The 19,314-nt window shown below is 41.3% G+C and carries 24 protein-coding genes; 1 reads left to right on the plus strand and 23 read right to left on the minus strand.

The annotated features are described in order from the left end of the window. Window positions 1-13: 13 nt before the first annotated feature. From EV207_RS02155 to EV207_RS02215, 13 genes are all read right to left on the minus strand, one after another. Complete coding sequence (locus EV207_RS02155) at window positions 14-496, minus strand: cell wall elongation regulator TseB-like domain-containing protein (protein ID WP_132743178.1); 483 nt, start codon at window positions 494-496, stop codon at window positions 14-16. Window positions 497-506: 10 nt separating this feature from the next. Continuing rightward, complete coding sequence (locus tag EV207_RS02160; protein ID WP_132743180.1) at window positions 507-677, minus strand: YpmA family protein; 171 nt, start codon at window positions 675-677, stop codon at window positions 507-509. Between the two features lie 262 nt (window positions 678-939). Next, window positions 940-1,752 carry a ComEC/Rec2 family competence protein gene (locus EV207_RS02165; protein WP_132743182.1) on the minus strand — a complete coding sequence of 271 codons (813 nt, stop codon included), beginning with the start codon at window positions 1,750-1,752 and terminating at the stop codon, window positions 940-942. 63 nt (window positions 1,753-1,815) lie between these two features. Further along, the gene (gene panD, locus EV207_RS02170; RefSeq protein ID WP_132743184.1) at window positions 1,816-2,202 is read right to left on the minus strand and encodes an aspartate 1-decarboxylase; all 387 of its coding nucleotides are present in this window, start codon (window positions 2,200-2,202) and stop codon (window positions 1,816-1,818) included. Between the two features lie 6 nt (window positions 2,203-2,208). Beyond that, window positions 2,209-3,078 (minus strand): pantoate--beta-alanine ligase, encoded by an 870-nt coding sequence (gene panC / locus EV207_RS02175; protein WP_132743186.1) that lies wholly within the window; start codon window positions 3,076-3,078, stop codon window positions 2,209-2,211. A 3-nt stretch (window positions 3,079-3,081) separates the two neighbouring features. Next, window positions 3,082-3,915, minus strand: coding sequence for a 3-methyl-2-oxobutanoate hydroxymethyltransferase (panB, locus tag EV207_RS02180; protein WP_132743188.1), 834 nt, complete (start codon window positions 3,913-3,915; stop codon window positions 3,082-3,084). A gap of 287 nt (window positions 3,916-4,202) precedes the next feature. Continuing rightward, window positions 4,203-5,195: a biotin--[acetyl-CoA-carboxylase] ligase gene (locus EV207_RS02185; RefSeq protein WP_132743190.1), complete on the minus strand. Its 993-nt coding sequence runs from the start codon at window positions 5,193-5,195 to the stop codon at window positions 4,203-4,205. After that, window positions 5,156-6,364 (minus strand): CCA tRNA nucleotidyltransferase, encoded by a 1,209-nt coding sequence (locus tag EV207_RS02190; protein WP_165886809.1) that lies wholly within the window; start codon window positions 6,362-6,364, stop codon window positions 5,156-5,158. The genes EV207_RS02185 and EV207_RS02190 overlap by 40 nt, the downstream gene beginning before the upstream one ends. A 14-nt stretch (window positions 6,365-6,378) precedes the next feature. Further along, complete coding sequence (bshA, locus tag EV207_RS02195) at window positions 6,379-7,506, minus strand: N-acetyl-alpha-D-glucosaminyl L-malate synthase BshA (protein ID WP_132743194.1); 1,128 nt, start codon at window positions 7,504-7,506, stop codon at window positions 6,379-6,381. Continuing rightward, the gene (gene bshB1, locus EV207_RS02200; protein ID WP_207902904.1) at window positions 7,503-8,216 is read right to left on the minus strand and encodes a bacillithiol biosynthesis deacetylase BshB1; all 714 of its coding nucleotides are present in this window, start codon (window positions 8,214-8,216) and stop codon (window positions 7,503-7,505) included. The genes bshA and bshB1 overlap by 4 nt, the downstream gene beginning before the upstream one ends. Then, window positions 8,213-8,629, minus strand: a complete 417-nt coding sequence (locus EV207_RS02205) for a methylglyoxal synthase (RefSeq protein WP_132743198.1) — start codon at window positions 8,627-8,629, stop codon at window positions 8,213-8,215. Before EV207_RS02205 ends, bshB1 begins: the two co-directional genes overlap by 4 nt. A gap of 11 nt (window positions 8,630-8,640) precedes the next feature. Continuing rightward, window positions 8,641-9,447: a 4-hydroxy-tetrahydrodipicolinate reductase gene (gene dapB / locus EV207_RS02210; RefSeq protein ID WP_132743200.1), complete on the minus strand. Its 807-nt coding sequence runs from the start codon at window positions 9,445-9,447 to the stop codon at window positions 8,641-8,643. Then, entirely contained in the window at window positions 9,437-9,790 is a 354-nt protein-coding gene (locus EV207_RS02215) for a nucleotide pyrophosphohydrolase (protein WP_132743202.1), read from the minus strand. Before EV207_RS02215 ends, dapB begins: the two co-directional genes overlap by 11 nt. Window positions 9,791-9,999: 209 nt before the next feature. Between EV207_RS02215 and EV207_RS02220 the strand changes: the two genes are divergently transcribed. Further along, window positions 10,000-10,872: a YitT family protein gene (locus tag EV207_RS02220; protein ID WP_132743204.1), complete on the plus strand. Its 873-nt coding sequence runs from the start codon at window positions 10,000-10,002 to the stop codon at window positions 10,870-10,872. A gap of 46 nt (window positions 10,873-10,918) precedes the next feature. On the opposite strand, the gene EV207_RS02225 is transcribed toward EV207_RS02220, so the two are convergent. The 10 genes from EV207_RS02225 to aroA all read right to left on the minus strand — a co-directional run bounded on the left by EV207_RS02225 (window position 10,919) and on the right by aroA (window position 19,308). Then, the gene (locus tag EV207_RS02225) at window positions 10,919-11,605 is read right to left on the minus strand and encodes a zinc metallopeptidase (RefSeq protein ID WP_132743206.1); all 687 of its coding nucleotides are present in this window, start codon (window positions 11,603-11,605) and stop codon (window positions 10,919-10,921) included. Window positions 11,606-11,697: 92 nt separating this feature from the next. Further along, complete coding sequence (locus tag EV207_RS02230) at window positions 11,698-12,483, minus strand: sporulation protein YpjB (protein WP_132743208.1); 786 nt, start codon at window positions 12,481-12,483, stop codon at window positions 11,698-11,700. 55 nt (window positions 12,484-12,538) lie between these two features. Then, window positions 12,539-13,126 carry a lipoprotein heptaprenylglyceryl N-acetyltransferase LhaT gene (lhaT, locus tag EV207_RS02235; RefSeq protein ID WP_132743210.1) on the minus strand — a complete coding sequence of 196 codons (588 nt, stop codon included), beginning with the start codon at window positions 13,124-13,126 and terminating at the stop codon, window positions 12,539-12,541. Between the two features lie 82 nt (window positions 13,127-13,208). Further along, window positions 13,209-13,976, minus strand: coding sequence for a menaquinol-cytochrome c reductase cytochrome b/c subunit (locus EV207_RS02240; RefSeq protein WP_132743212.1), 768 nt, complete (start codon window positions 13,974-13,976; stop codon window positions 13,209-13,211). Between the two features lie 31 nt (window positions 13,977-14,007). After that, window positions 14,008-14,679 carry a menaquinol-cytochrome c reductase cytochrome b subunit gene (qcrB, locus tag EV207_RS02245; protein WP_132743214.1) on the minus strand — a complete coding sequence of 224 codons (672 nt, stop codon included), beginning with the start codon at window positions 14,677-14,679 and terminating at the stop codon, window positions 14,008-14,010. 3 nt (window positions 14,680-14,682) lie between these two features. Next, window positions 14,683-15,189 carry a Rieske (2Fe-2S) protein gene (locus EV207_RS02250; RefSeq protein ID WP_132743216.1) on the minus strand — a complete coding sequence of 169 codons (507 nt, stop codon included), beginning with the start codon at window positions 15,187-15,189 and terminating at the stop codon, window positions 14,683-14,685. A 123-nt stretch (window positions 15,190-15,312) separates the two neighbouring features. Beyond that, complete coding sequence (locus EV207_RS02255; protein WP_165886810.1) at window positions 15,313-15,777, minus strand: DUF2487 family protein; 465 nt, start codon at window positions 15,775-15,777, stop codon at window positions 15,313-15,315. Between the two features lie 91 nt (window positions 15,778-15,868). Further along, window positions 15,869-16,411, minus strand: coding sequence for a ReoY family proteolytic degradation factor (locus EV207_RS02260; protein WP_165886811.1), 543 nt, complete (start codon window positions 16,409-16,411; stop codon window positions 15,869-15,871). Window positions 16,412-16,469: 58 nt separating this feature from the next. After that, the gene (locus tag EV207_RS02265; protein WP_132743222.1) at window positions 16,470-17,729 is read right to left on the minus strand and encodes a tetratricopeptide repeat protein; all 1,260 of its coding nucleotides are present in this window, start codon (window positions 17,727-17,729) and stop codon (window positions 16,470-16,472) included. Between the two features lie 295 nt (window positions 17,730-18,024). Further along, entirely contained in the window at window positions 18,025-19,308 is a 1,284-nt protein-coding gene (gene aroA, locus EV207_RS02270; protein ID WP_132743575.1) for a 3-phosphoshikimate 1-carboxyvinyltransferase, read from the minus strand. Window positions 19,309-19,314 lie beyond the last annotated feature (6 nt).

The raw sequence follows: 19,314 nt of genomic DNA on the forward strand, positions 1-19,314 counted from the left end.
CATGCTATGTTTTTCAAATATGTAAAATATGTTCAGCTTCTTTGCCGTTGTCAAAATATAAATATACATAATTGTATTGACCTTTTGAATCAAGGAACGTCACTTCCCAGACCGGCTCTGTATCATCAATACCCAATCTGACAGTTGTTATTTCCGCGGCGTCGTAATGCATTTTATTAAAAATGGCGATGGCTTTTTTCTTGGATATGCCATCTTTTACTTCCCTTTTGAAATATTTCCCTTTTTCGCTATCAGGAACCCAGATGTAGACATGCTTGCCTGAGTTTAAAAGGCCCTCCACAATATGGTATGAGTGATTGCCATGATAATAAGTTACTTCTTTTACTTTACTTAGATCATAATGATTTTTAGCTTTATCAACCGCTTTATTAGCCAAATTTTCTTCATATGATGACGCATCATGGTAAATCAGCCACATTTGCCACATGCCTATAACAAAAACACCTATAAGTATCGCCAAAATCCATTTCTTCAAAAATCATCACCTATGTACGATAAATCGTAAATATCATTTTTTCCGGGTTTTCCTCATCTAAACTTAACCCAAACATAAGATCTTCCCGTTTCAATGTGCGATTTAGACTGTCAACCACTTTATATAAATCATCTGACTTTTGGATGCAGACAGTTGATAATACCTCAATTTTCTCTCCCATTCAAATTCTAATCCTCCTTTATACATTAAAAGACAAGCCACTTTTTTCCCTGGCGTAAGTAAAATCTGCTAGTCATAGTTGCCGGGTATCAGGTCAAACTATAAATACCCTGCAATAAGGGAAAATTTCACCTAACCGACACCTCATTTTGTTAAACGAAACCTTGGCCCAAGGTTTCGTTTTCTTTAGTTAATTAGAAATGTAACAGGCAAAATGGCCTTCATTACCATCCTAATCATTTTACTAAGGAATTGCAATACCTTCAGTTAACAGTTATCACTTCATAAACGAACGGGTTCATTTTAATGGTCACATTACCAATTTTCCCTATTTCGTAAATATCCATTAATCCCTTTTCGAGCTCGTCATATAATAAGCTGTTCACCTTAGACTTTTCCTTCCGGAACACAATCGCAATCTCAGGATCGATCTTTTCCACCAATTCATTGTTAACCTCAATTCTCCCGAAATCAGGGACCTTTAAAACGGTGGCAGAATACGGATTTTGGAGATGCAGAGCAGTCCCCCGGTTGCTCATATAATATATATGGTTTTTGCCATAAGTTAAAAGGAGATTCCATTCTCCACCCGCCGATTCATTTAAGATGTGAATATTTAATCTTTGTCCGATTCTAAAATCACTTTTATTTGGCACTGTAAAAATGGAACAATCGATTGCTGAATTTTTCAAGCACATGGCGTGGATATTTTCTTTACTTGTTATGACAGTGTTTACATTGTAATTTTTAACAAGTTTTATTATATTCCCCATATAAGGTTCCGTGTTTTTCGTAATGATCACATCATTGATGTGGGTCACACCATATATTTTCAATTCTTCTCTTAGAACATTATAGGAAGGTTTGCTGCCTGTGTTGATTAAAATGTTTTGATTTGAAGCTGTTTGGGCAAGGGTTGCCTCCCCATCCGGCAAAGCAAGAAAGGTTACGGCAATCTCATCATGTTCAAGAAAAAATTTAACGCGTTTATTCAAGAGCGGAACCCCTTTTGAATAAACGTGCCCAGCTGCAGCCACAAAAATGATGGTAATGGCTAAAAATATTAATTTCTTCATAAAAAAAACTCCCCCCAATCTTAAGATAGTTTATATCGAATAGGGGAAGTTATCCGCTAAAAATCAATAAATTTTCGTTAAAGGCGGCTCACCTTTCATTAACTCTTTTATTTGATTGTTCTCATCCATGACGGCAATGGCAGGTTCATGAGCCTTTAATTCTTCAGAAGCCATTAAGGCGTAAGAAATAATAATAATGATATCATCAGGTTGAACAAGACGGGCTGCCGCACCATTTAAACAAATGGTCCCAGTTCCCCTTTCTCCGGCTATCACATATGTTTCAAGCCTCGCGCCATTATTGTTATTAACGATCTGTACTTTCTCGTTAGGCAGAATATCTACCGCTTCTAGAAGATCTTGATCAATGGTAATGCTCCCAACATAATTTAGATTGGATTCAGTAACTCTTGCTCTGTGAATTTTGCTTTTCATGATTGTACGATACATTTTATTTTAATCCCCCGTGTGCGGTTCATTAAGATTGGCGACAATGTTATCAATCAGCCTGGCATCCTGATATTTGACCGCACAAGCAATAATAAAGCGGCCTGATAAGGTCTTACTTTTATTCAAATCTGGATAATCTAAAACGTCAACATAATCAATCGAACCCAATTTTATATCCTCCTTCAGAGAATCAAGGACATGTTTTTCGATTTTATTTGGGTCTGTCTGTCCCGCTTTAACGGCGACCAAGCCCTCCTGGAGACCCCTGTAAATGCCTGGAGCCTCACGCCTTTCGTCATCTGATAAACGGACATTTCGCGAACTTTTGGCCAAGCCATCCTCTTCCCTGACGGTATCACATGGGACGAGTTCAATGGGAAAATGAAAATGCTTGATTAATCCATCGACTATAGCAACTTGCTGTGCATCTTTTAAGCCAAAATAAATTTTATCAGGACAAATAATATTAAATAATTTCGCAAGGACTGTCGCCACACCGGCAAAATGTCCCGGCCTGCTTTTACCGCAAAGGACCTGAACACGTTCATTTACAGTGATTGACATTCCTTCACCCAATGGGTACATCTCTTCGGACTTGGGGTGGAAAATCATATCGACATTTAGTTGCTTAGCCAATTGCACATCTTTTTCGAAATTCCTAGGGTACGAATCATAATCCTCATTGGGACCAAACTGGGTTGGATTGACAAAAATACTTAATACGACGATATCAGCTGTTTCACGAGCCTTTTGAATAAGTGAGGCATGCCCTTCGTGCAGAAAACCCATAGTCGGCACAAAGCCTATGACGCTGCCATCACTTTTCAAGTCTTTGATTGTATTTTGCATTTCCATAGGTGATGAAATGATTTCCATATTTTAAGATCCTCCGTAAAGCTCTGTCATCGTGTCGTTTTTCATATTAAAGGCATGAGCCTCTCCAGGAAATGTTCTGTTCTTTACATCGTTCACATAGCTTAGGAGACCCTCTCCGATGATGTCGGATACCTTTACATATTGCTTAACGAATTTTGGAACACGATGAACACCGTAACCAATAAGATCATGGTACACAAGCACTTGGCCATCTGTATGGGATCCTGCCCCAATCCCGATTGTTGGGATTGATAGTTCATCTGTGATATGTTTAGCCAACTGTTGCGGCACACATTCTAATACGAGCGCAAAGGCTCCTGCTTTTTCGGCTGCTTTGGCGTCGTCCATGAGTTTTTTTGCCTCTTCAACACTTTTTCCCTGGATCTTATAACCGCCCAATACGCCGACAGATTGGGGGGTTAGACCAAGGTGGGCCATAACTGGGACACCTGAGTGAGTCAGACGCTCTATACTATCAAAAATGAAACCGCCGCCCTCTAATTTCAGTGCATGAGCGCCGCCTTCCTGTATGAGGCGTTTGGCACCAGCGAGCGTTTCAGAAAATGAGCCGTGATAAGTCAGAAAGGGCATGTCTGTTACAATGAATGTATCCCTAGCCCCTCGCCGAACCGCCTTCGTATGAAGGATCATATCCTCAATTGTGACCGGTACAGTCGAATCATAACCCAGTGCAACCATGCCGACCGAATCACCGACAAGAAGCAGGTCCATCCCTGATGTTTCAGCCAATTTAGCTCCTGGGAAGTCGTAAGCGGTCATCATTGCAATAGGCTCATTCAATTCTTTCATTTCTTTGAACAATGTTGTTGATTTCATAAGTCTCCTCCTTTTAACCCGGAAGAGAGCATGACAGCCAAAAGTCAAAAAAGTCCTTCTTTGCAACAGAATGTGCAAGAAGGACTCAAACATTTTAGCATAATCATCCCTCTGTCCCAGTCCTGTTTTATACATTGGATCAAGGCAGACACCTGTATTTTGGCTTTGTACAGGCAATTGTGAAAATGTCACAGTATAACATCAGGTACAGCTCCATACAGGATGCCGTCCAAAAAGCACATTACATTAAAAGTATAACAAATACTCATTATTTTTGTATACGTCTTTTAAATAATTTCGATATCTGCAGAATAGATATGATGGACGGTGCCATCGCGGGTTTCCAAGAGCAACACCCCTTCATCATCAATGCCTTTTGCCAGTCCTTTGATTGTATCGCCCTTTACCGTTCGGGCATATATTTCCTTGCCTAAGCTTAGCGCATATGACTCCCACAATAGCTTTATTATTTCGAAACCTTCTTCAAGATAGGTGTTGTAAAGAAGCTCAAAGTGCTTTAGAATCGCCTGAATGATCGCTGGCCTGTCATGCTCGCGTCCTGTTAATGATTTGATTGATGCTGCCCGTTTTTTTAGCTCGTCTGGAAAATCAGCTGCATCTGCATTAACATTCATGCCGATCCCAATAATAATGGCTTTAACATGAGAGGCTTCCGCTTGCAATTCTGTTAGAATGCCAACAATTTTCTTTCCGTTATAAAGAATATCATTTGGCCACTTTATACCGCATTCTACACCGGTTATGTCATGAATCGCCTTTACGACAGCGACTGAGGTTAATAATGTCAGCTGAGGCGTTTGGTGCAAGGCGATATCGGGTCTTATGATTAAACTCATCCATATTCCGGTGCCCATCGGTGAATGCCACTCCCGGCCAAGTCTCCCTCTTCCAGTGGATTGTTCATCCGCTACGACCAATGTACCATCCGCTGCCCCATCCTCAGCAAGATGGTGTGCTTCTTTTTGCGTCGATGGCAATGTCTCGTGAAACTTTAAATTATGGCCAAGTTTCTTTGTTTTCAAAGATGAAAGAATATTGGCTTCACTTAAATGGTGAGAAGGCGCTGTCATTCTGTAACCCTTCTTTTGCACCGAATCTATTTTAAAACCTTCCTTTTGCAGGTCTTTTATATGCTTCCATACCGCTGTTCGGGAACAGCCCAAGCAATCACAAATTTTTTGACCTGAAAGGTACTCATTTTGATGATCAACAAGCATTTTTAAAATCCTATTTTTGGTTTTAGACAAGCCATCACCCATTCTTTAATGTCCTTCCTCTCATTTTTTAACTGCCCATTTAAGATAAGGCCCTCGATTAATTTTAACGCGCCGGCGAGCCACGGTCCGGGTTTTTGCTTCGTCCACGCCATTAAGTCCTGACCATTTACATTTAGATCCTTTTTGTCTTTTATAGGCAAGTTCCGCCACATCTTTTCTATCTCCAGATTTGTTTCAGTTGAAGCCTCGGGGGACAAGACACTAATTAATCGATTAATGGCTAAAACACTGTCCAATCCCCATTCATAAAGCCGTTCACTCGTCCATCTTTGCCCCTTCATAAGATGATAGCCATAAGAATGGGTAACGACAAAGCTTGCTTGTTTATTAGACATTTTCCAGCTTCGGCAAAAGGCTTTGTCGTCAGGTATATCAAGGATAATTACAAGCGCACACCATCTTTCCCAATCCGCCTTAATGCGATTAAAGTCGAATTTTCCGGCTGTGAATAGATCGTGTGATTTTGTTTCAAGGCCTGGCAAGTAATGATGACAGCTTGTTTCGACCAATACAGGCATCGCCTGATCCAGTGACTTGCCAGCTAACAGCTTGCTGAACTCCTGAAGAAGCCTTTCTATAGAAATGTTTTTTAAAAGATGAGCCAAATCCCTTATAGCATCAAGCTGTTTTGGCGGCATTTTAAACCCGAGTTGGCTAATAAACCTTATGCCTCGCATCATTCTTAATGGATCCTCACGAAACCTGTCATAAGGATCATTCACGGTTTGTAGGATCGCTTGTTCAATGTCACACCGGCCATTATAAGGGTCAATAATGTCACTATCAATGGTTAATGCCATCGCATTGATGGTAAAATCTCTCCGTTTGAGGTCCGAAAGCAATGACGTTTCAAAGGTAACTTTAGCTGGGCGGCGGAAGTCGTCATAACCCGATTCCTTACGAAAGGTCGTCACTTCATAATTAGTATGATTGTAGCGGACGATGACAGTGCCATGCTTAATGCCGACTGGGATGGTCGTTTTGAACATGGCCTGCACTTGCTCTGGTCGGGCAGAAGTGGCAATATCAATGTCATTTACGGGTTTGCCCAAAAGATGGTCTCTGACCGCTCCGCCGACGATATAAGCATCATAATGGTGAATAAAAAAAACCTTAAGCACTTCTTTGGCTTCTTCAAAAGAACGGGACATATGTGCACATCCGATCATTTATCCAAAACACGATAGTACAATGATTCATATTGTTCAAGAATGTGTTTGGAGTGAAATTTGGCATTCACAAGATTAAGAGCGCTTGTTGCCATTTGCTGCTGAAGCTCTGGATTTGTTAATATGCCAATGGCCTTTGCAGCAGCATCATTAGTATCTCCTACCTCGGTTATATAACCTGTCTCTCCATCGCAAATGACCTCTGGAATGCCGCCTACTTTGGTGCCGACCGCTGGGACACCGCATGCCGCCGCTTCAAGCAGGATAAGTCCGAAGCTTTCCTTGGACGATAATAAAAGGGCGAGATCGCTGATGGATAACAGGTCTGCTACGTTTTCCTGTTTTCCTAAAAAGAGAACATCCTTTTTGATGCCCAATGCATTCACTTGTTCCATAACAACAGGAAATTCCGGCCCTTCACCAATAAGCAGAAGCTTTGAAGGGATTTTTTCACGGACTTGCGCGAATGTTTTAACAACATCGGGAACGCGTTTCACATTCCTGAAATTTGAAATATGAATGATGACCTTTTCATTTTCGCCAATTCCCAGTTCTTCCTTAAGTCCCGGGACTTCCTGTATTTTATATGTTTCTTCATCAACAAAGTTATATACCGGTATTATTTCTTTATCTGTCTGAATGAGCTCATGTGTCTGTTGCGCTAGGCTTTTGGAAACTGCCGTAACGAGATCAGACCTTTCAATGCCAAACCGAATCATGTCGCTTAAGGAAGGATCGTAGCCAAGTACAGTAATATCCGTGCCATGGAGAGTGGTCACTATTTTAATCTGATCACCGACCATTTGCTTGGCAAGATAAGCACACACAGCATGCGGGACAGCATAATGCACATGAAGGATATCAAGATTCTCCCGCCTAGCGACGTCCGCCATTTTACTGGCTAATGATAAATCATAAGGGGGATAGCGAAAAACAGCATATTGGTTCACTTCAACCTCATGGAAAAAAATATTCCTAGACGTCTTTTCCAAGCGGAACGGAAGACTTGATGTAATAAAATGAACTTCATGCCCTTTTTTTGCCAGCATTTTGCCAAGTTCTGTCGCGATAACCCCGGATCCGCCTACTGTTGGGTAACATGTGATGCCAATTTTTAATGTCATAATGATTCACCTAACAATAAATTTCTTTTTATCGGTCTTTTAACTTTGAAGCCCTCCGCAAATAGGGTCCCGGTTTCTTTTCCATACAGCCGATCCCTGCTTTCAACCGTCTCTAGGTATCCATTTGTCAGGGGTGTTTCAACGCCTTGGTCTGACTGGATGAATTGACTCTTATATGATTTTAATGCCGCCATTTTTGTCCCATGGACATCACTTATATCGACCACGAAGTCAGGCTGATGAAACCCGTTAATGAAATAAAAATATAGTTCTTCGGGACGGAAAGCTGGCAATGCCTTCAAACCCTCATACTTTTTGATGCCTGCGGAAAAATAGGCCTCTTCAATCAGTTTCCCGCAATGGCCGTGGTCAGGGTGACGGTCCTCAAAATAAGGGGCAAAAATAAGCCTAGGGCGATATGTTCGGATCAAGTCAACAATGACAGCAACTTTTTCATCATCAATTAACAGTCCCCTGTCAGGCATTAAGAGGTTATCTCTAATGGATAGATTAAGGATGTCCGTCGCAAGTGATGCTTCTCTTTGCCGCTGTTGTACATTTCCGTTTGATGATAATTCCGCCAGCGTTAAATCACAAATACCCGTTAGGTAGCCCTTGGATTGATGGAGGGCTAATGTCCCCCCCATGCCAATTTCAACATCATCCGGATGTGCACCAAAAGCGAGTAAATCTAATGGTTGATCTGTCATATGTTGGTTTTCCTTTTTTCTCTGACAAGATTCCGCCATTCTAATTCTTTTCTTTCTAATGCGTGCATGAGCAGTTCAGCTGTCGCCATATTGGTTGCAAGCGGAATTTGATAGACATCACTAAGCCGCATGAGGGCACTGATATCAGGCTCATGTGGCTGAGCGGTCAGCGGATCGCGAAAGAAAATGACGCCATCCAAGTCGTTCGCGGCGATCATAGCACCGATTTGCTGATCACCGCCGAACGGTCCCGATTGAAAACGATGGATGGCAAGTTTCGTCGCCTCCATGATCTTGGCACCGGTCGTCCCCGTCGCATACAATTCATGCTTAATTAGGACGGGTTCATAAGCCAAGGAAAATCGGACAATATCATCCTTCTTTTTATCATGAGCGATAAGTGCGATTTTCATATAGAATCCCTCTAATCTAATATATTTTCTAAGCCGTATACAAGCGTATCAATAGTCATCACAGTATCGACAGCATATCTGACGCCTGTCATAAATGATTTCCTGTTCATCGAATCATGGCGCAAAGTAAGAAGCTCACCTTCGCCGCCAAAGATAACCTCCTGATGGGCTACGAGGCCGGGCAATCTGACACTATGAATACGGATGCCGTTCATCTCTGCGCCCCTTGCCCCTTGGATGGTTTCTTGCTCATCAGGGTGACCTTGCTGCTTCATCTGCCTGACTTCCTGAATCAACTCCGCTGTCTTAACAGCTGTCCCCGAGGGGGCGTCCTTCTTTTGGTCATGATGCTGTTCGATGATTTCTATATCTGGTAAATATTTTGAGGCAAATTGACTAAATTTCATCAAAAGCACCGCTCCGATAGCAAAGTTTGGTGCAATAATCCCTCCGGATCCCTTTTCTTCAATCCGACTGCGGAAGCCTTTAACGTCGTCATTAGTAAAACCAGAAGTGCCAATAACCGGCCTGACACCGTATGCTAACGCCGCTTCAAAATGTGCTTTTCCCGCTTCAGGATGGGTAAAGTCAATTAAAACATCTGTTCCCACGTTAGAAAAACATTGTTCTATGTCTGTATAGATGGGTGCATTCAAATCAGGCAGGCCATTAATGTCAGAAATAACCAGCCCATCATTCTTGTTGTCAATTGCTGCAACAAGTTCGAAATGCGGTGTTTCTGAAATCATTTGCAATGTTTCCGCACCCATTTTTCCTCTTGGTCCGGCGACAGTAATACGGATTGTTTTATTTTCCATCTCGATCGTCCTCCAGTGAATCAATTCTTGTCCAGCGGTCCTTATCACGTGTGTTGAACTTATGCATAACCGTATGAAACGCTTGTTCCATGTCTATATCCAATGAATTAGCAAGGGTGATCATAACGAATAATAAATCACCGAGTTCTTCATCGACGGTTTTAACATCTTCCGTGGGCTTCTTTGGTTTTTCACCATAATAATGGTTAATTTCCCTGGCTAATTCACCCAGTTCTTCGGTTAATCTCGCAGTCAATGCCAGCGGGGAAAAATATCCTTCTTTAAACTGGCTAATATAAGTATGTACCTCTTCCTGCATGTCTTTCATTGATTTACCCGTCATGATTTGATCAGCTCCATAATGCAACTTTGGTAACCAATTGTTTCATTATCATCATAGCGAAAACCTAGAGTGTTTGACAAATTATTAACACTGCGGCATGAAAGCCTCTTTGCCGTGAATATTTTGATTGAACCCAAAATGCCTATCCTATATAATAGGTAAGGTTGTCTTTCGAATGCAAGTGTTCCAGCGGATAGGAGGTATATTCTTTGAAAATCACAATTAAACCCAAAAATGTTTTATTTATTTTATTAGGCTCTGCCATTTTTGCATTTGGACTCGTTAACTTTAATATAAAAAATAAATTGGCAGAGGGTGGCATTACGGGGATAACGCTGATCCTATATAACCTGTTCCATATCGATCCAGCCATCAGCAACCTTGTGTTGAATGTTCCGCTATTCCTCATTGGCTGGCGTATGCTCGGAAAAAACGGATTTATTTATACGCTTATTGGGACAGGAGCCTTGTCAGTCTTCCTATGGATCTTTCAGCATATCATTACATTTAATTTTACATTAGCACATGACTTGACGCTGGCTGCGCTATTTGCAGGCGTGTTCGTAGGAGCAGGTCTTGGCATTATTTTTAAATACGGCGGAACCACTGGGGGATCAGATATCATCGCCAGGCTTGGCCATAAATACCTGGGTCTAAGCATGGGTAAGGTTATGTTTTCGATTGATGCTGTTGTTATCGTTGCTTCCCTCATTTATTTAGACTATCGACAAGCAATGTACACGCTTGTAGCCGTATTTGTTGCAGCAAGGGTTGTTGATTTTATTCAAAAAGGAACCTATGCCGCAAAGGCCGCAACAATTATTTCTAAGGATAATCCAGAGATTGCAAAAAAGATAATAGAGGTGCTTGACCGGAGTGCGACACTTACTCCCGGTAAAGGAGGCTACTCTGGGGGCGAAGTGGATGTTCTCTATTGCGTTGTCGCACAAAATCAGATTTTTCGCCTGAAAAGCCTTATAAGTTCGATTGATCCTCATGCCTTTGTGGCTGTTAATGATGTCCATGAAGTTCTTGGCGAGGGATTTACACTTGATGAAAACAAAAATCCCATTCATGATTAAAATAAAAAGTGCCCTTCCTAAGGAATGGCACTTTTTTATATGAATTTTAATCATCGTTATTGATACCGACAAACATGAGAACAAAACGCAGTAGCTCCATGACGGCTACCAGCGCCGCTGCAACATAAGTTAACGCGGCAGCATTCAGGACTTTCCTCGCCCTTTTTTCTTCATTATTTTGCACAATGCCAAGGTTAACAATTTGATCTAACGCTCGGCTCGAGGCATTAAATTCAACCGGCAGTGTAACCAGCTGAAAGAGCACGGCAGCTGCGAAGAAAATAACACCTATTAATGTCAGGTTCGCCATATGCAAGAAAAAGCCTGCAAGAATTAGAATGTATGAAAAGTTTGAGCCGATATTGGCAACAGGAACCATCGCGTGGCGAATTCTAAGCGGCGAGTAATCATTGGCATCCTGAATCGCATGTCCCACTTCGTGAGCGGCAACAGCGGTGCCGGCAATCGAATCGCCATGATAAATGCCTGATGACAGCCTGACGACCTTGCCCCTAGGATCATAATGATCGGATAAAGTGCCTCCAACTTCCTGTATATCAATATTATACAAGCCATTTTCATCAAGAATTCTTCTAGCCACCTGAGCACCGGTTAACCCAGTGGAATTAGCGACCTCTGAATATTTGGCATACGCCTTTTTTACACGGCTTTGCGCCCAAATTGGAACAGCCATTAGAATCAAGAAATAGATAATATACACGCCAAATCCCATGGCATCTAACCTCCATTGATCACTATATTAAGGTCAATTTTAGTCAAAAGGGCGTTTATTGTCAATGAATATCACCTTTTGCCATAATGATGTCACACTTTACTTTCTCGGTACCTCCCCTGACCTCTATATTTTCTCCAAGAGACGTAGATTAATGTAAATACAATGACCCCGCCGATTAGTCCTACTGTCCACAACGACTGTTCATTGACTTGACTCATTTTCGCAATGCCAAATAAGGCTTTTATTTGTTGTTGAAGGGCTTTTATTTGAGATTCTCCTTTTTCAGATTGGAGAATGGTTATTCGATGATCAGTTAATTGGTTAACAGCGGAGTTGACATCATGTAATTGTTTTGAGCTTAAGTCAATGACCAAAGAGGGATAGATCATTTGATACACGGATAAAAATTCATTTAAACCATGTTGAAACGTCTGGTCATCCCCTTTCTTCACCGCTTCCTTCATGTCATCTATGGGCTTAATCAGTTTTGGTTTAAGTCCCATCCATAATGGCTGCTGATTGTGCGTTGCGGCGTCAACAGCAAGCCGAAATTCTATTGCTGTTTGACGCTTACTCTTGTCACTCGATACACTGTTGATCGTTTTATTCACATCTATAATGCTTGATTGAATAATTCTATTCTCTAAGTCTGACACGTTAAGAACCGTGAGAGATATATTATGCCACTTATTGTTAAACTGCTTAAGGACGGCAGTCGCTTCAGAGTAATGCTTACTATCAACGTACTGGAAAATTTGATCAGATAAATCAGTAAGCTGCTCCCAAGCTTTGTCTGAAGAGTTATCTTTTGCAAAGGCATGAACCGGGGCAAATAACACGATCAAAATTAATAAGCATGTAAAAAAGGCCTTCATCTATGTCCCCTCCCCTATATATGGGCATTATATGAGAATAGGGACAAGAGTAGACCTAACTTAAAGTGAGTTTGTTTTTTCTCATTGCAAGCAGATAGACAAGACCGATACTAATAAGGCTGAGCCAGAAGGTCAAATAACCGATGGTTTGGATATTTGCGGCAAGGTAAGGGTACCATGGCGCCATGCCAAAGATATAATCGATAAAGTCATTATGGACTGTCCAAATGGCAGCGATCAGAAGATGCCATCCCTTAAAGCGATAAAACCGTGCATATAATAGTCCTTCTATGGCCATGCACCCGTGGGAGAAAATCAGCATCCAATTCTCAAATTCCAGTTTGTAGCCAAATGAACTTGACACGGCATTCATACCGACGGCCCAAACCCCATACTTAAATAAAGTGACAGCAGCCAATGCTTCAAACAGGCGAAAATGCTTTTTTAATAAGAAACCCGACAATACGATGCAAAAAAACAAACTGGCTGTGGGGCTGTCAGGAACAAATATCATGAATTTTATAGGAGTGTCTTTAAGTTGAAAGAGATACCAGTAGTAACCGTATACTGTACCAAGCAAATTAATGATAAGCAGCGTCCATAACACCCATTTTTGTTTTAATAGAAAATATATTCCTGTCATTCGTTTGGTTCTCCTTGTTCTTTTGGTATTGGCAGAAGAAAAGCTGACTATTAAATAGCCAGCTTTTATCTTTACTTTTTGCTTACTTTTTGCTTACTTTTTCAATGAATTTTGCCAAAGTTTTTAGATCCTTGTCTGAACCTTTAAAGGCATTAGGCGGCATTTTTGGTGGAATACCATTCACAGCAACCTTTTCAACAAGCTGAGCGGGTATGTTTTTGCCGACGAGCGCCGGCCCCACTTTTCCTTCTAAATTTTCTCCATGGCAGTTAACACATGATTGACTGGAATAAATTTTATAACCTTCCGAACTTTTATCAATATCGACTTTTTTGACGATTTTACCTTGTTCTTCGGATTTGGCCCAGTCATGGGAAACAGATGACTCCCAAGTCAAATAAATGATTGAGATTAATGACAACAGCATTAAGCCGGTAGCAATAGGTCGTCTTGCTGCCCGGCGTTCCGGACCCCTGTCAAGCCAAGGAGCGATTAGCAAAGCGATCATGGCCAGACCGGGTAGAATAACGATGCCAATGACTTTGTAATCGCCTGCAGCATAAGGATATTTCAGTAATTGATATAAGAATAAAAAGTACCAGTCAGGCAGCGGGATATAGCCTGCTTTCGTCGGATCAGCCTCGGCTTCTAATGGTGAAGCTTCCGATACTGTCAGTACCAGAAAGCCGATTAGGAATACTGCGCCAACCATCCATTCTTTTAACAAGAAGTTAGGCAAGAAAGCTTCTGTTTTGCCGGGATATTCAGAGTAATCTTTTGGCGGTATGAATTTCCCGCGCTTTGGAATTCGGGAATCACCGACAAATGTCATTCCTTTGCCGCGATGCATAAGTTCCCCTCCTTTTTACAATAACTAAATCTTAAAGCGGGCCGGAAATACCCTGTTTTCGGATCATGATGAAGTGTGCTGCCAATAGTCCAAGCAGTGCGGCTGGTAAGAAAAATACATGGATGGCAAAGAATCTCGCTAGTGTTTGTGCACCAACAATGTCGCTTCCTTGGAGGAGCACTTCGATCCAATTTCCGATAAATGGAACGGATGCGGCGATTTGCAAACCTACTTTTGTCGCAAACAGCGCTTTCATATCCCAAGGTAATAAATAACCGGTAAACCCTAAACCTAGAATGATAAAAAACAATAATACGCCGACAATCCAATTCAGTTCACGTGGTTTCTTATATGCACCGGTGAAAAACACGCGTAAGGTATGTAGGAACACCATAACAATTGTTAGGCTGGCACCCCAGTGATGCATGCCACGGACAATTTGACCATAGGCGACTTTATTTTGTAAATAAAAGACGGAGTCCCATGCGTTATTAATGTCTGGCACGTAATACATTGTTAGGAACATACCGGATAGGATTTGAATGACAATTGTGAAAAAGGTTAACCCACCAAAGCAGTAAACAAACGCTGAAAAATGGTAGGCAGGGTTGACGTGTTCAGGCACTTCGTGGTCAGCCAAGTCACGCCACATCGGCGTAATATCTAAACGCTCATCAACCCAATCATAGAGTTTGGTTAACATTTATTACGCCCCTCCTCTTGGATGTGCATCTCCAAGGTAGACAGTGCCATCCTTTACCTTCATGTCATATACATGCAAAGGCGCAGGCGGCGGTGTACCCGGAATGTTTATGCCAGTCTTGGTGTAGCGGCCACCATGACAAGGACAATGATACTCATTTGGATAAGCGGGATCATTCCAGTTGACCGTGCAGCCCAAGTGAGTGCAGATTGGTGATAGTGCCATGATATCACCGTTTTTCTTTTTGAAAACATAAGCGATTTTCTGCTCTTCGAATTCATGCCAGCCATCAACTTTTTTCACTTTAAAAGTTTTGCGTTGCGGCTGATCTGTTAGTTCATCAACTGACACAACGGAAACCATTTTACCCGTTTTCTTATTTTGCAAAAGCGGGTCAACGGCGAAACGAACCATTGGCATGAGCATGCCCGCAGCCATAAATCCTCCGACACCGGTCAGCGTGTAGTTAAGGAATTGACGTCTGGTGACATCATGCTCTTTGTTGCTCATCGATTCCCCCCCTATTCTAAGGAATTTCCGAAAATATTTAACTATCACACATATTACTAGGACATTCCCATGATAGCGCAAACGATTTATAACTGTCAATAAATATTGACAACTCTTATGGATTTATTCAGAAAATTGTTGCCATGATTCTGTGATGACTTTCAGAATATCCTGAACTGTTTCATCGAGATAAGCATCACGGGCTTTCCCTTCCATATGCTCAAGAGGTACAGCAGGCAGCCATATCATATCTAGCATATTGTGATTCTTCTGATTCCAGTCCACATCGGAAGTCAGATAAAAAATATAGCCAATGCCACTTTCTTTTATATTCTTTTCCCATAACTTTAGTCGTTTCATCCGTTCTTCCATAGATTCAGATTTTAGATATGTAAAAGGAGGTGCTTCAACCATTCTCCCCATTAGTTGATGTTCAATTTCCCGAGCCAGTATAGTGATATGCTCGCCTTCCCTAACTGTGGCCGTCATATTTTTGTCCCAGGATATCGGAACTAAAGGCACAACCACAGTGTCTACGAATTCTTTTTCTTTATTAAACAGGATAATATCTTTTGTACACCATTTCATATACATGCTCCTTCTATTTGTGAATGGGCTTTTCAAAAATTAATTTTATACAAATTTTATCAAAACTTACATAAATAAAAACCCTTGATTATTAATCAAGGATGTTTAACATTTTCAATTTGTTAGTTAGTTTTTCGAAGGTTTCTTTATCTCCCTCGTCAAGCGCCTTATCAATTTCTTTATTTAATGTTTCTCTTAAATATTTCTCTTCGGCTTTTAAAATAATTTTGTCAGCTTCTTCCCCAAAACGGTCATGCACTGTTTTATGGCAGAATGGGTTATCCTCAAGCACCCCAACATATTCAGGTGTTCGATATGGGGATGAGAAATTGACCTGGACAAAGATTGGTTCTTCTTGATTAAGCCGAATGTCGTGAAAGGCCTTCTCAGGATCATCGGTCGTCACGTGCCTTTTGTGGTATTCAAAAGCTTTATCACTCACTGATTTTTCCGATATGACCATTGAACGGGTGCAGCCATGAATATTGTCCACAAATCGAAAGAGGCTCAAAAGGTGATCGTCGCTGATACAATAGTTCAGCAGCCAAACACATTCGCGGCTCTTCAAATGAAAGCGATTTAAAAACCATTTCAAAAAATCACGTTTTTCATTAACTGAAATTATTTGTTCCATGCTCTCATCCCCTTTCTTCCTTTTATACATCAAGTTATGGTTATACTTTCTTTTTACCTTATGAAAAATCCTGCTCAATTCGTTCGACAAATCCTTGCAAAATTTGATTTTGCGGGTCGAAAGAAAGCGCCTGATTGAGTTTCAGCAAGGCTTCCTCTCTTTTGCCGAGCTGCCAGAGCAGTTCCCCATATTCACTTAGAAACTCGGGATTTTCATTAAAATACTGGATATTGTCTTTATAGATTGACTCTGCCATATCTAAATGATCATTACGCATATAGGCTTTTGCTAAATACCATTTTAGGGTGGGATCGTCATGTTGGCTGTCTTCAAGGTCTGCAATAACCTCATCGAACGCATCATCATCATTTATTTTTATCTCAATAACACGTTTAAACGCTTCGATATTATCAGGGTTAATTTTTAATAAATCATTATAATAACGCTTAGCCCTGTCCCAATCCTTTTGTTTCCATGACAGCTCCCCGGCTTTATTGTACAGCCTTTCATTCAGTTCATCAGTCTTCATGCCTTCTTCAAGGACAACCAAAGCTTCATTTGTTGCTCCCTCTTCTTGGTAAGCTTCTGCAAGGACGGGATAAAGGGTACTATACCCCGGATCAAGCTCTTTTAATTCAACAAAAGCTGAGATTGCAGTTTGATATTTTCCAACCTGCATAGCTGTCATCCCGTAACCAAACAATCCATCCAATGTTTTGCTTTTATCAAGTCCCTTTTGATAATAAATTAATGCCTCTTCAAATTGTGCGTTTAGACTTAAGGCTTCAGCCAATTTAACCTCTACATTCTCGTGTGACAGCACATCAGCATGCAGAACCTTTTTATAATAAGGGACCGCTTCTGCCGGGTAGCCTGCCGATAAATAAAATTCTCCTAATGCGAACAATAAAATCGGTTGATCCGGTGCCATTTGCAAGGCTGTTTTAAGCTTACTTTCAGCAACCTCATCTAAACCTTGCATTTGATACAAATCAGCAAGCAAAAGTTGTGCGCTTAAATAATTTTCATCATAGTTGCTGATGCTGTTTAATAAATTTATCGCTTTTTCTTCTTCATCCTTATCAACCAAAAGTTCCGCGATTTGCAGGATCAAATCGCTGTCTTCTGGATACTTTATTAAAAGATCATTAAATACCGCTTCAGCATCTTCAATCAATCCCCAATCTTGCATGAGAACCGCGATTTTGTAAGCTGTATCATCATCGGCTGAAGTCAATAGTTCTTTCACCATTGCTAAACCCTGCTCAGTCTGTCCTGTTTCAACAAGCGAAATGGCTGTGTCTAAATCATTTACCATATAAAAGTGCACTCCTTCTAGGTCAATTACGGGAGAAGTTTTTGATGAATGTCTATTTTATCATATCTATTAGTAAATTTACCTCCCGTAAAGATTAATAAAATTAAAAGGGTGCAATTATCCTCGTCCTAGTATGCCTTCACTAGCAATTCTATGATTCGGAAGGGAAAAAAAGAACCTTATACAATGCGTATAAGGCTTTCATCAACATATGGATGGAGTGGAGAGAAACCATTTGAGAATATTATAAACGATAACAATATTGAAATGCAAGGTATTTTCTAAAAAATATGATTTATCTCACTGTTTCCAATAATTTAACGAATGATGGGAATGAAACTGAGATGGCTTCGCTGCCCTCTAGAGTAACACCCTGCTTGGCTACTTGGCCGGCTATTGCTAACATCATGCCAATCCTATGGTCGCCAAAACTTTCAACCTTTCCACCTGTTAAAGGCTGTCCAGGATGCCCGGTGATAATCATGCCGTCCTCTGTTTCTCTAATATCTGCGCCAAGTTTGTTAAGCTGAGTTGTAACTGTCTGAATCCTATTTGTTTCCTTAACCTTCAATTCGGCAGCGTCACGGATCACCGTTTCCCCTTCCGCCTGAGTTGCAAGCAAAGCCAATATTGGAATTTCATCAATTAATTTTGGAATCATTTCACCGCCAACAGTCGTTGATTTTAACTGGCTATGGCGGATGACAAGGTCAGCAACCGGTTCGTTGTTCAACTCCCGTGGATTGTTTACCGATATATCAGCGCCCATGTCTTTTAGAACATCCAAAAGACCTGTTCTAGTCGGGTTCACACCTACGGATTCGATCTTCAGTTCACTGCCGGGGGTAATGAGGGCAGCCGCAATAAAAAATGCCGCAGATGAGATATCACCTGGGACTTTAATCGTGGTTCCGGTTAATTTTTGCGGACCGTTTAGCGAACAGCTTGCCTTTGATGTCTTAATTTCCCCGCCAAAAGCCCTAATCATTCTTTCTGTATGATCCCGGGATAAATAAGGCTCATTTATTGTTGTTTGTCCTTCGGTTTGGATGGCTGCCAAGAGTAATGCCGATTTGACTTGAGCGCTTGCTATCGGTGAATTATAAGTTACCGCTTCAAGCTTTGTTCCGTTAATAGCGACGGGGGCTAAACGGTTATTTGCCCGTCCAAAAAGTTGTCCGCCCATTTTCTCTAAGGGGGCCATAATCCGGTCCATTGGCCGCCGATGGATCGACGCATCTCCCACTAAGACACTGTGGAAAGGTCTTGCAGAAAGAAGTCCCATTAACAGTCGGATAGATGTGCCGGAATTACCGACATCCAGTACATTTTCCGGTTCCTTCAAGCCATTAAAACCTGATCCCTTTACCATAACGGTTTCGCCGTCCCTTTCAACTTCAGCACCGAGTTGCCGCATACAGGAAAGCGTGCTAAGACAATCGTCACCTGTTAAAAATCCTTCTATTTTTGTTTCCCCATGGGCAATCGCCCCAAATATGACAGCGCGGTGGGAAATCGATTTATCACCGGGAACCCGGACCGCACCAACAACCTTTTTTTTATAGCCCTTAAATATCATTTCTGC

Origin of the sequence: Scopulibacillus darangshiensis (genome assembly GCF_004341035.1) — a bacterium.
Classification (GTDB): Bacteria; Bacillota; Bacilli; order Bacillales; family Sporolactobacillaceae; genus Scopulibacillus; species Scopulibacillus darangshiensis.

Bases quoted from the DNA above. Each gene is read 5' to 3' on its own strand.
- EV207_RS02265 (WP_132743222.1), bottom strand. From the start codon at position 17,729: ATGGTAAATGATTTAGACACAGCCATTTCGCTTGTTGAAACAGGACAG.
- EV207_RS02205 (WP_132743198.1), bottom strand. From the start codon at position 8,629: ATGAAAATCGCACTTATCGCTCATGATAAAAAGAAGGATGATATTGTC.
- EV207_RS02250 (WP_132743216.1), bottom strand. From the start codon at position 15,189: ATGAGCAACAAAGAGCATGATGTCACCAGACGTCAATTCCTTAACTAC.
- EV207_RS02240 (WP_132743212.1), bottom strand. From the start codon at position 13,976: ATGCATCGCGGCAAAGGAATGACATTTGTCGGTGATTCCCGAATTCCA.
- EV207_RS02185 (WP_132743190.1), bottom strand. From the start codon at position 5,195: ATGGGTGATGGCTTGTCTAAAACCAAAAATAGGATTTTAAAAATGCTT.
- panD (WP_132743184.1), bottom strand. From the start codon at position 2,202: ATGTATCGTACAATCATGAAAAGCAAAATTCACAGAGCAAGAGTTACT.
- EV207_RS02225 (WP_132743206.1), bottom strand. From the start codon at position 11,605: ATGGGATTTGGCGTGTATATTATCTATTTCTTGATTCTAATGGCTGTT.
- bshA (WP_132743194.1), bottom strand. From the start codon at position 7,506: ATGACATTAAAAATTGGCATCACATGTTACCCAACAGTAGGCGGATCC.
- EV207_RS02190 (WP_165886809.1), bottom strand. From the start codon at position 6,364: ATGTCCCGTTCTTTTGAAGAAGCCAAAGAAGTGCTTAAGGTTTTTTTT.
- qcrB (WP_132743214.1), bottom strand. From the start codon at position 14,679: ATGTTAACCAAACTCTATGATTGGGTTGATGAGCGTTTAGATATTACG.
- EV207_RS02160 (WP_132743180.1), bottom strand. From the start codon at position 677: ATGGGAGAGAAAATTGAGGTATTATCAACTGTCTGCATCCAAAAGTCA.
- EV207_RS02255 (WP_165886810.1), bottom strand. From the start codon at position 15,777: ATGAAATGGTGTACAAAAGATATTATCCTGTTTAATAAAGAAAAAGAA.
- lhaT (WP_132743210.1), bottom strand. From the start codon at position 13,126: ATGACAGGAATATATTTTCTATTAAAACAAAAATGGGTGTTATGGACG.
- panB (WP_132743188.1), bottom strand. From the start codon at position 3,915: ATGAAATCAACAACATTGTTCAAAGAAATGAAAGAATTGAATGAGCCT.
- EV207_RS02260 (WP_165886811.1), bottom strand. From the start codon at position 16,411: ATGGAACAAATAATTTCAGTTAATGAAAAACGTGATTTTTTGAAATGG.
- EV207_RS02230 (WP_132743208.1), bottom strand. From the start codon at position 12,483: ATGAAGGCCTTTTTTACATGCTTATTAATTTTGATCGTGTTATTTGCC.
- bshB1 (WP_207902904.1), bottom strand. From the start codon at position 8,216: ATGACAGATCAACCATTAGATTTACTCGCTTTTGGTGCACATCCGGAT.
- panC (WP_132743186.1), bottom strand. From the start codon at position 3,078: ATGGAAATCATTTCATCACCTATGGAAATGCAAAATACAATCAAAGAC.
- EV207_RS02165 (WP_132743182.1), bottom strand. From the start codon at position 1,752: ATGAAGAAATTAATATTTTTAGCCATTACCATCATTTTTGTGGCTGCA.
- EV207_RS02215 (WP_132743202.1), bottom strand. From the start codon at position 9,790: ATGACGGGTAAATCAATGAAAGACATGCAGGAAGAGGTACATACTTAT.
- aroA (WP_132743575.1), bottom strand. From the start codon at position 19,308: ATGATATTTAAGGGCTATAAAAAAAAGGTTGTTGGTGCGGTCCGGGTT.
- dapB (WP_132743200.1), bottom strand. From the start codon at position 9,447: ATGGAAAATAAAACAATCCGTATTACTGTCGCCGGACCAAGAGGAAAA.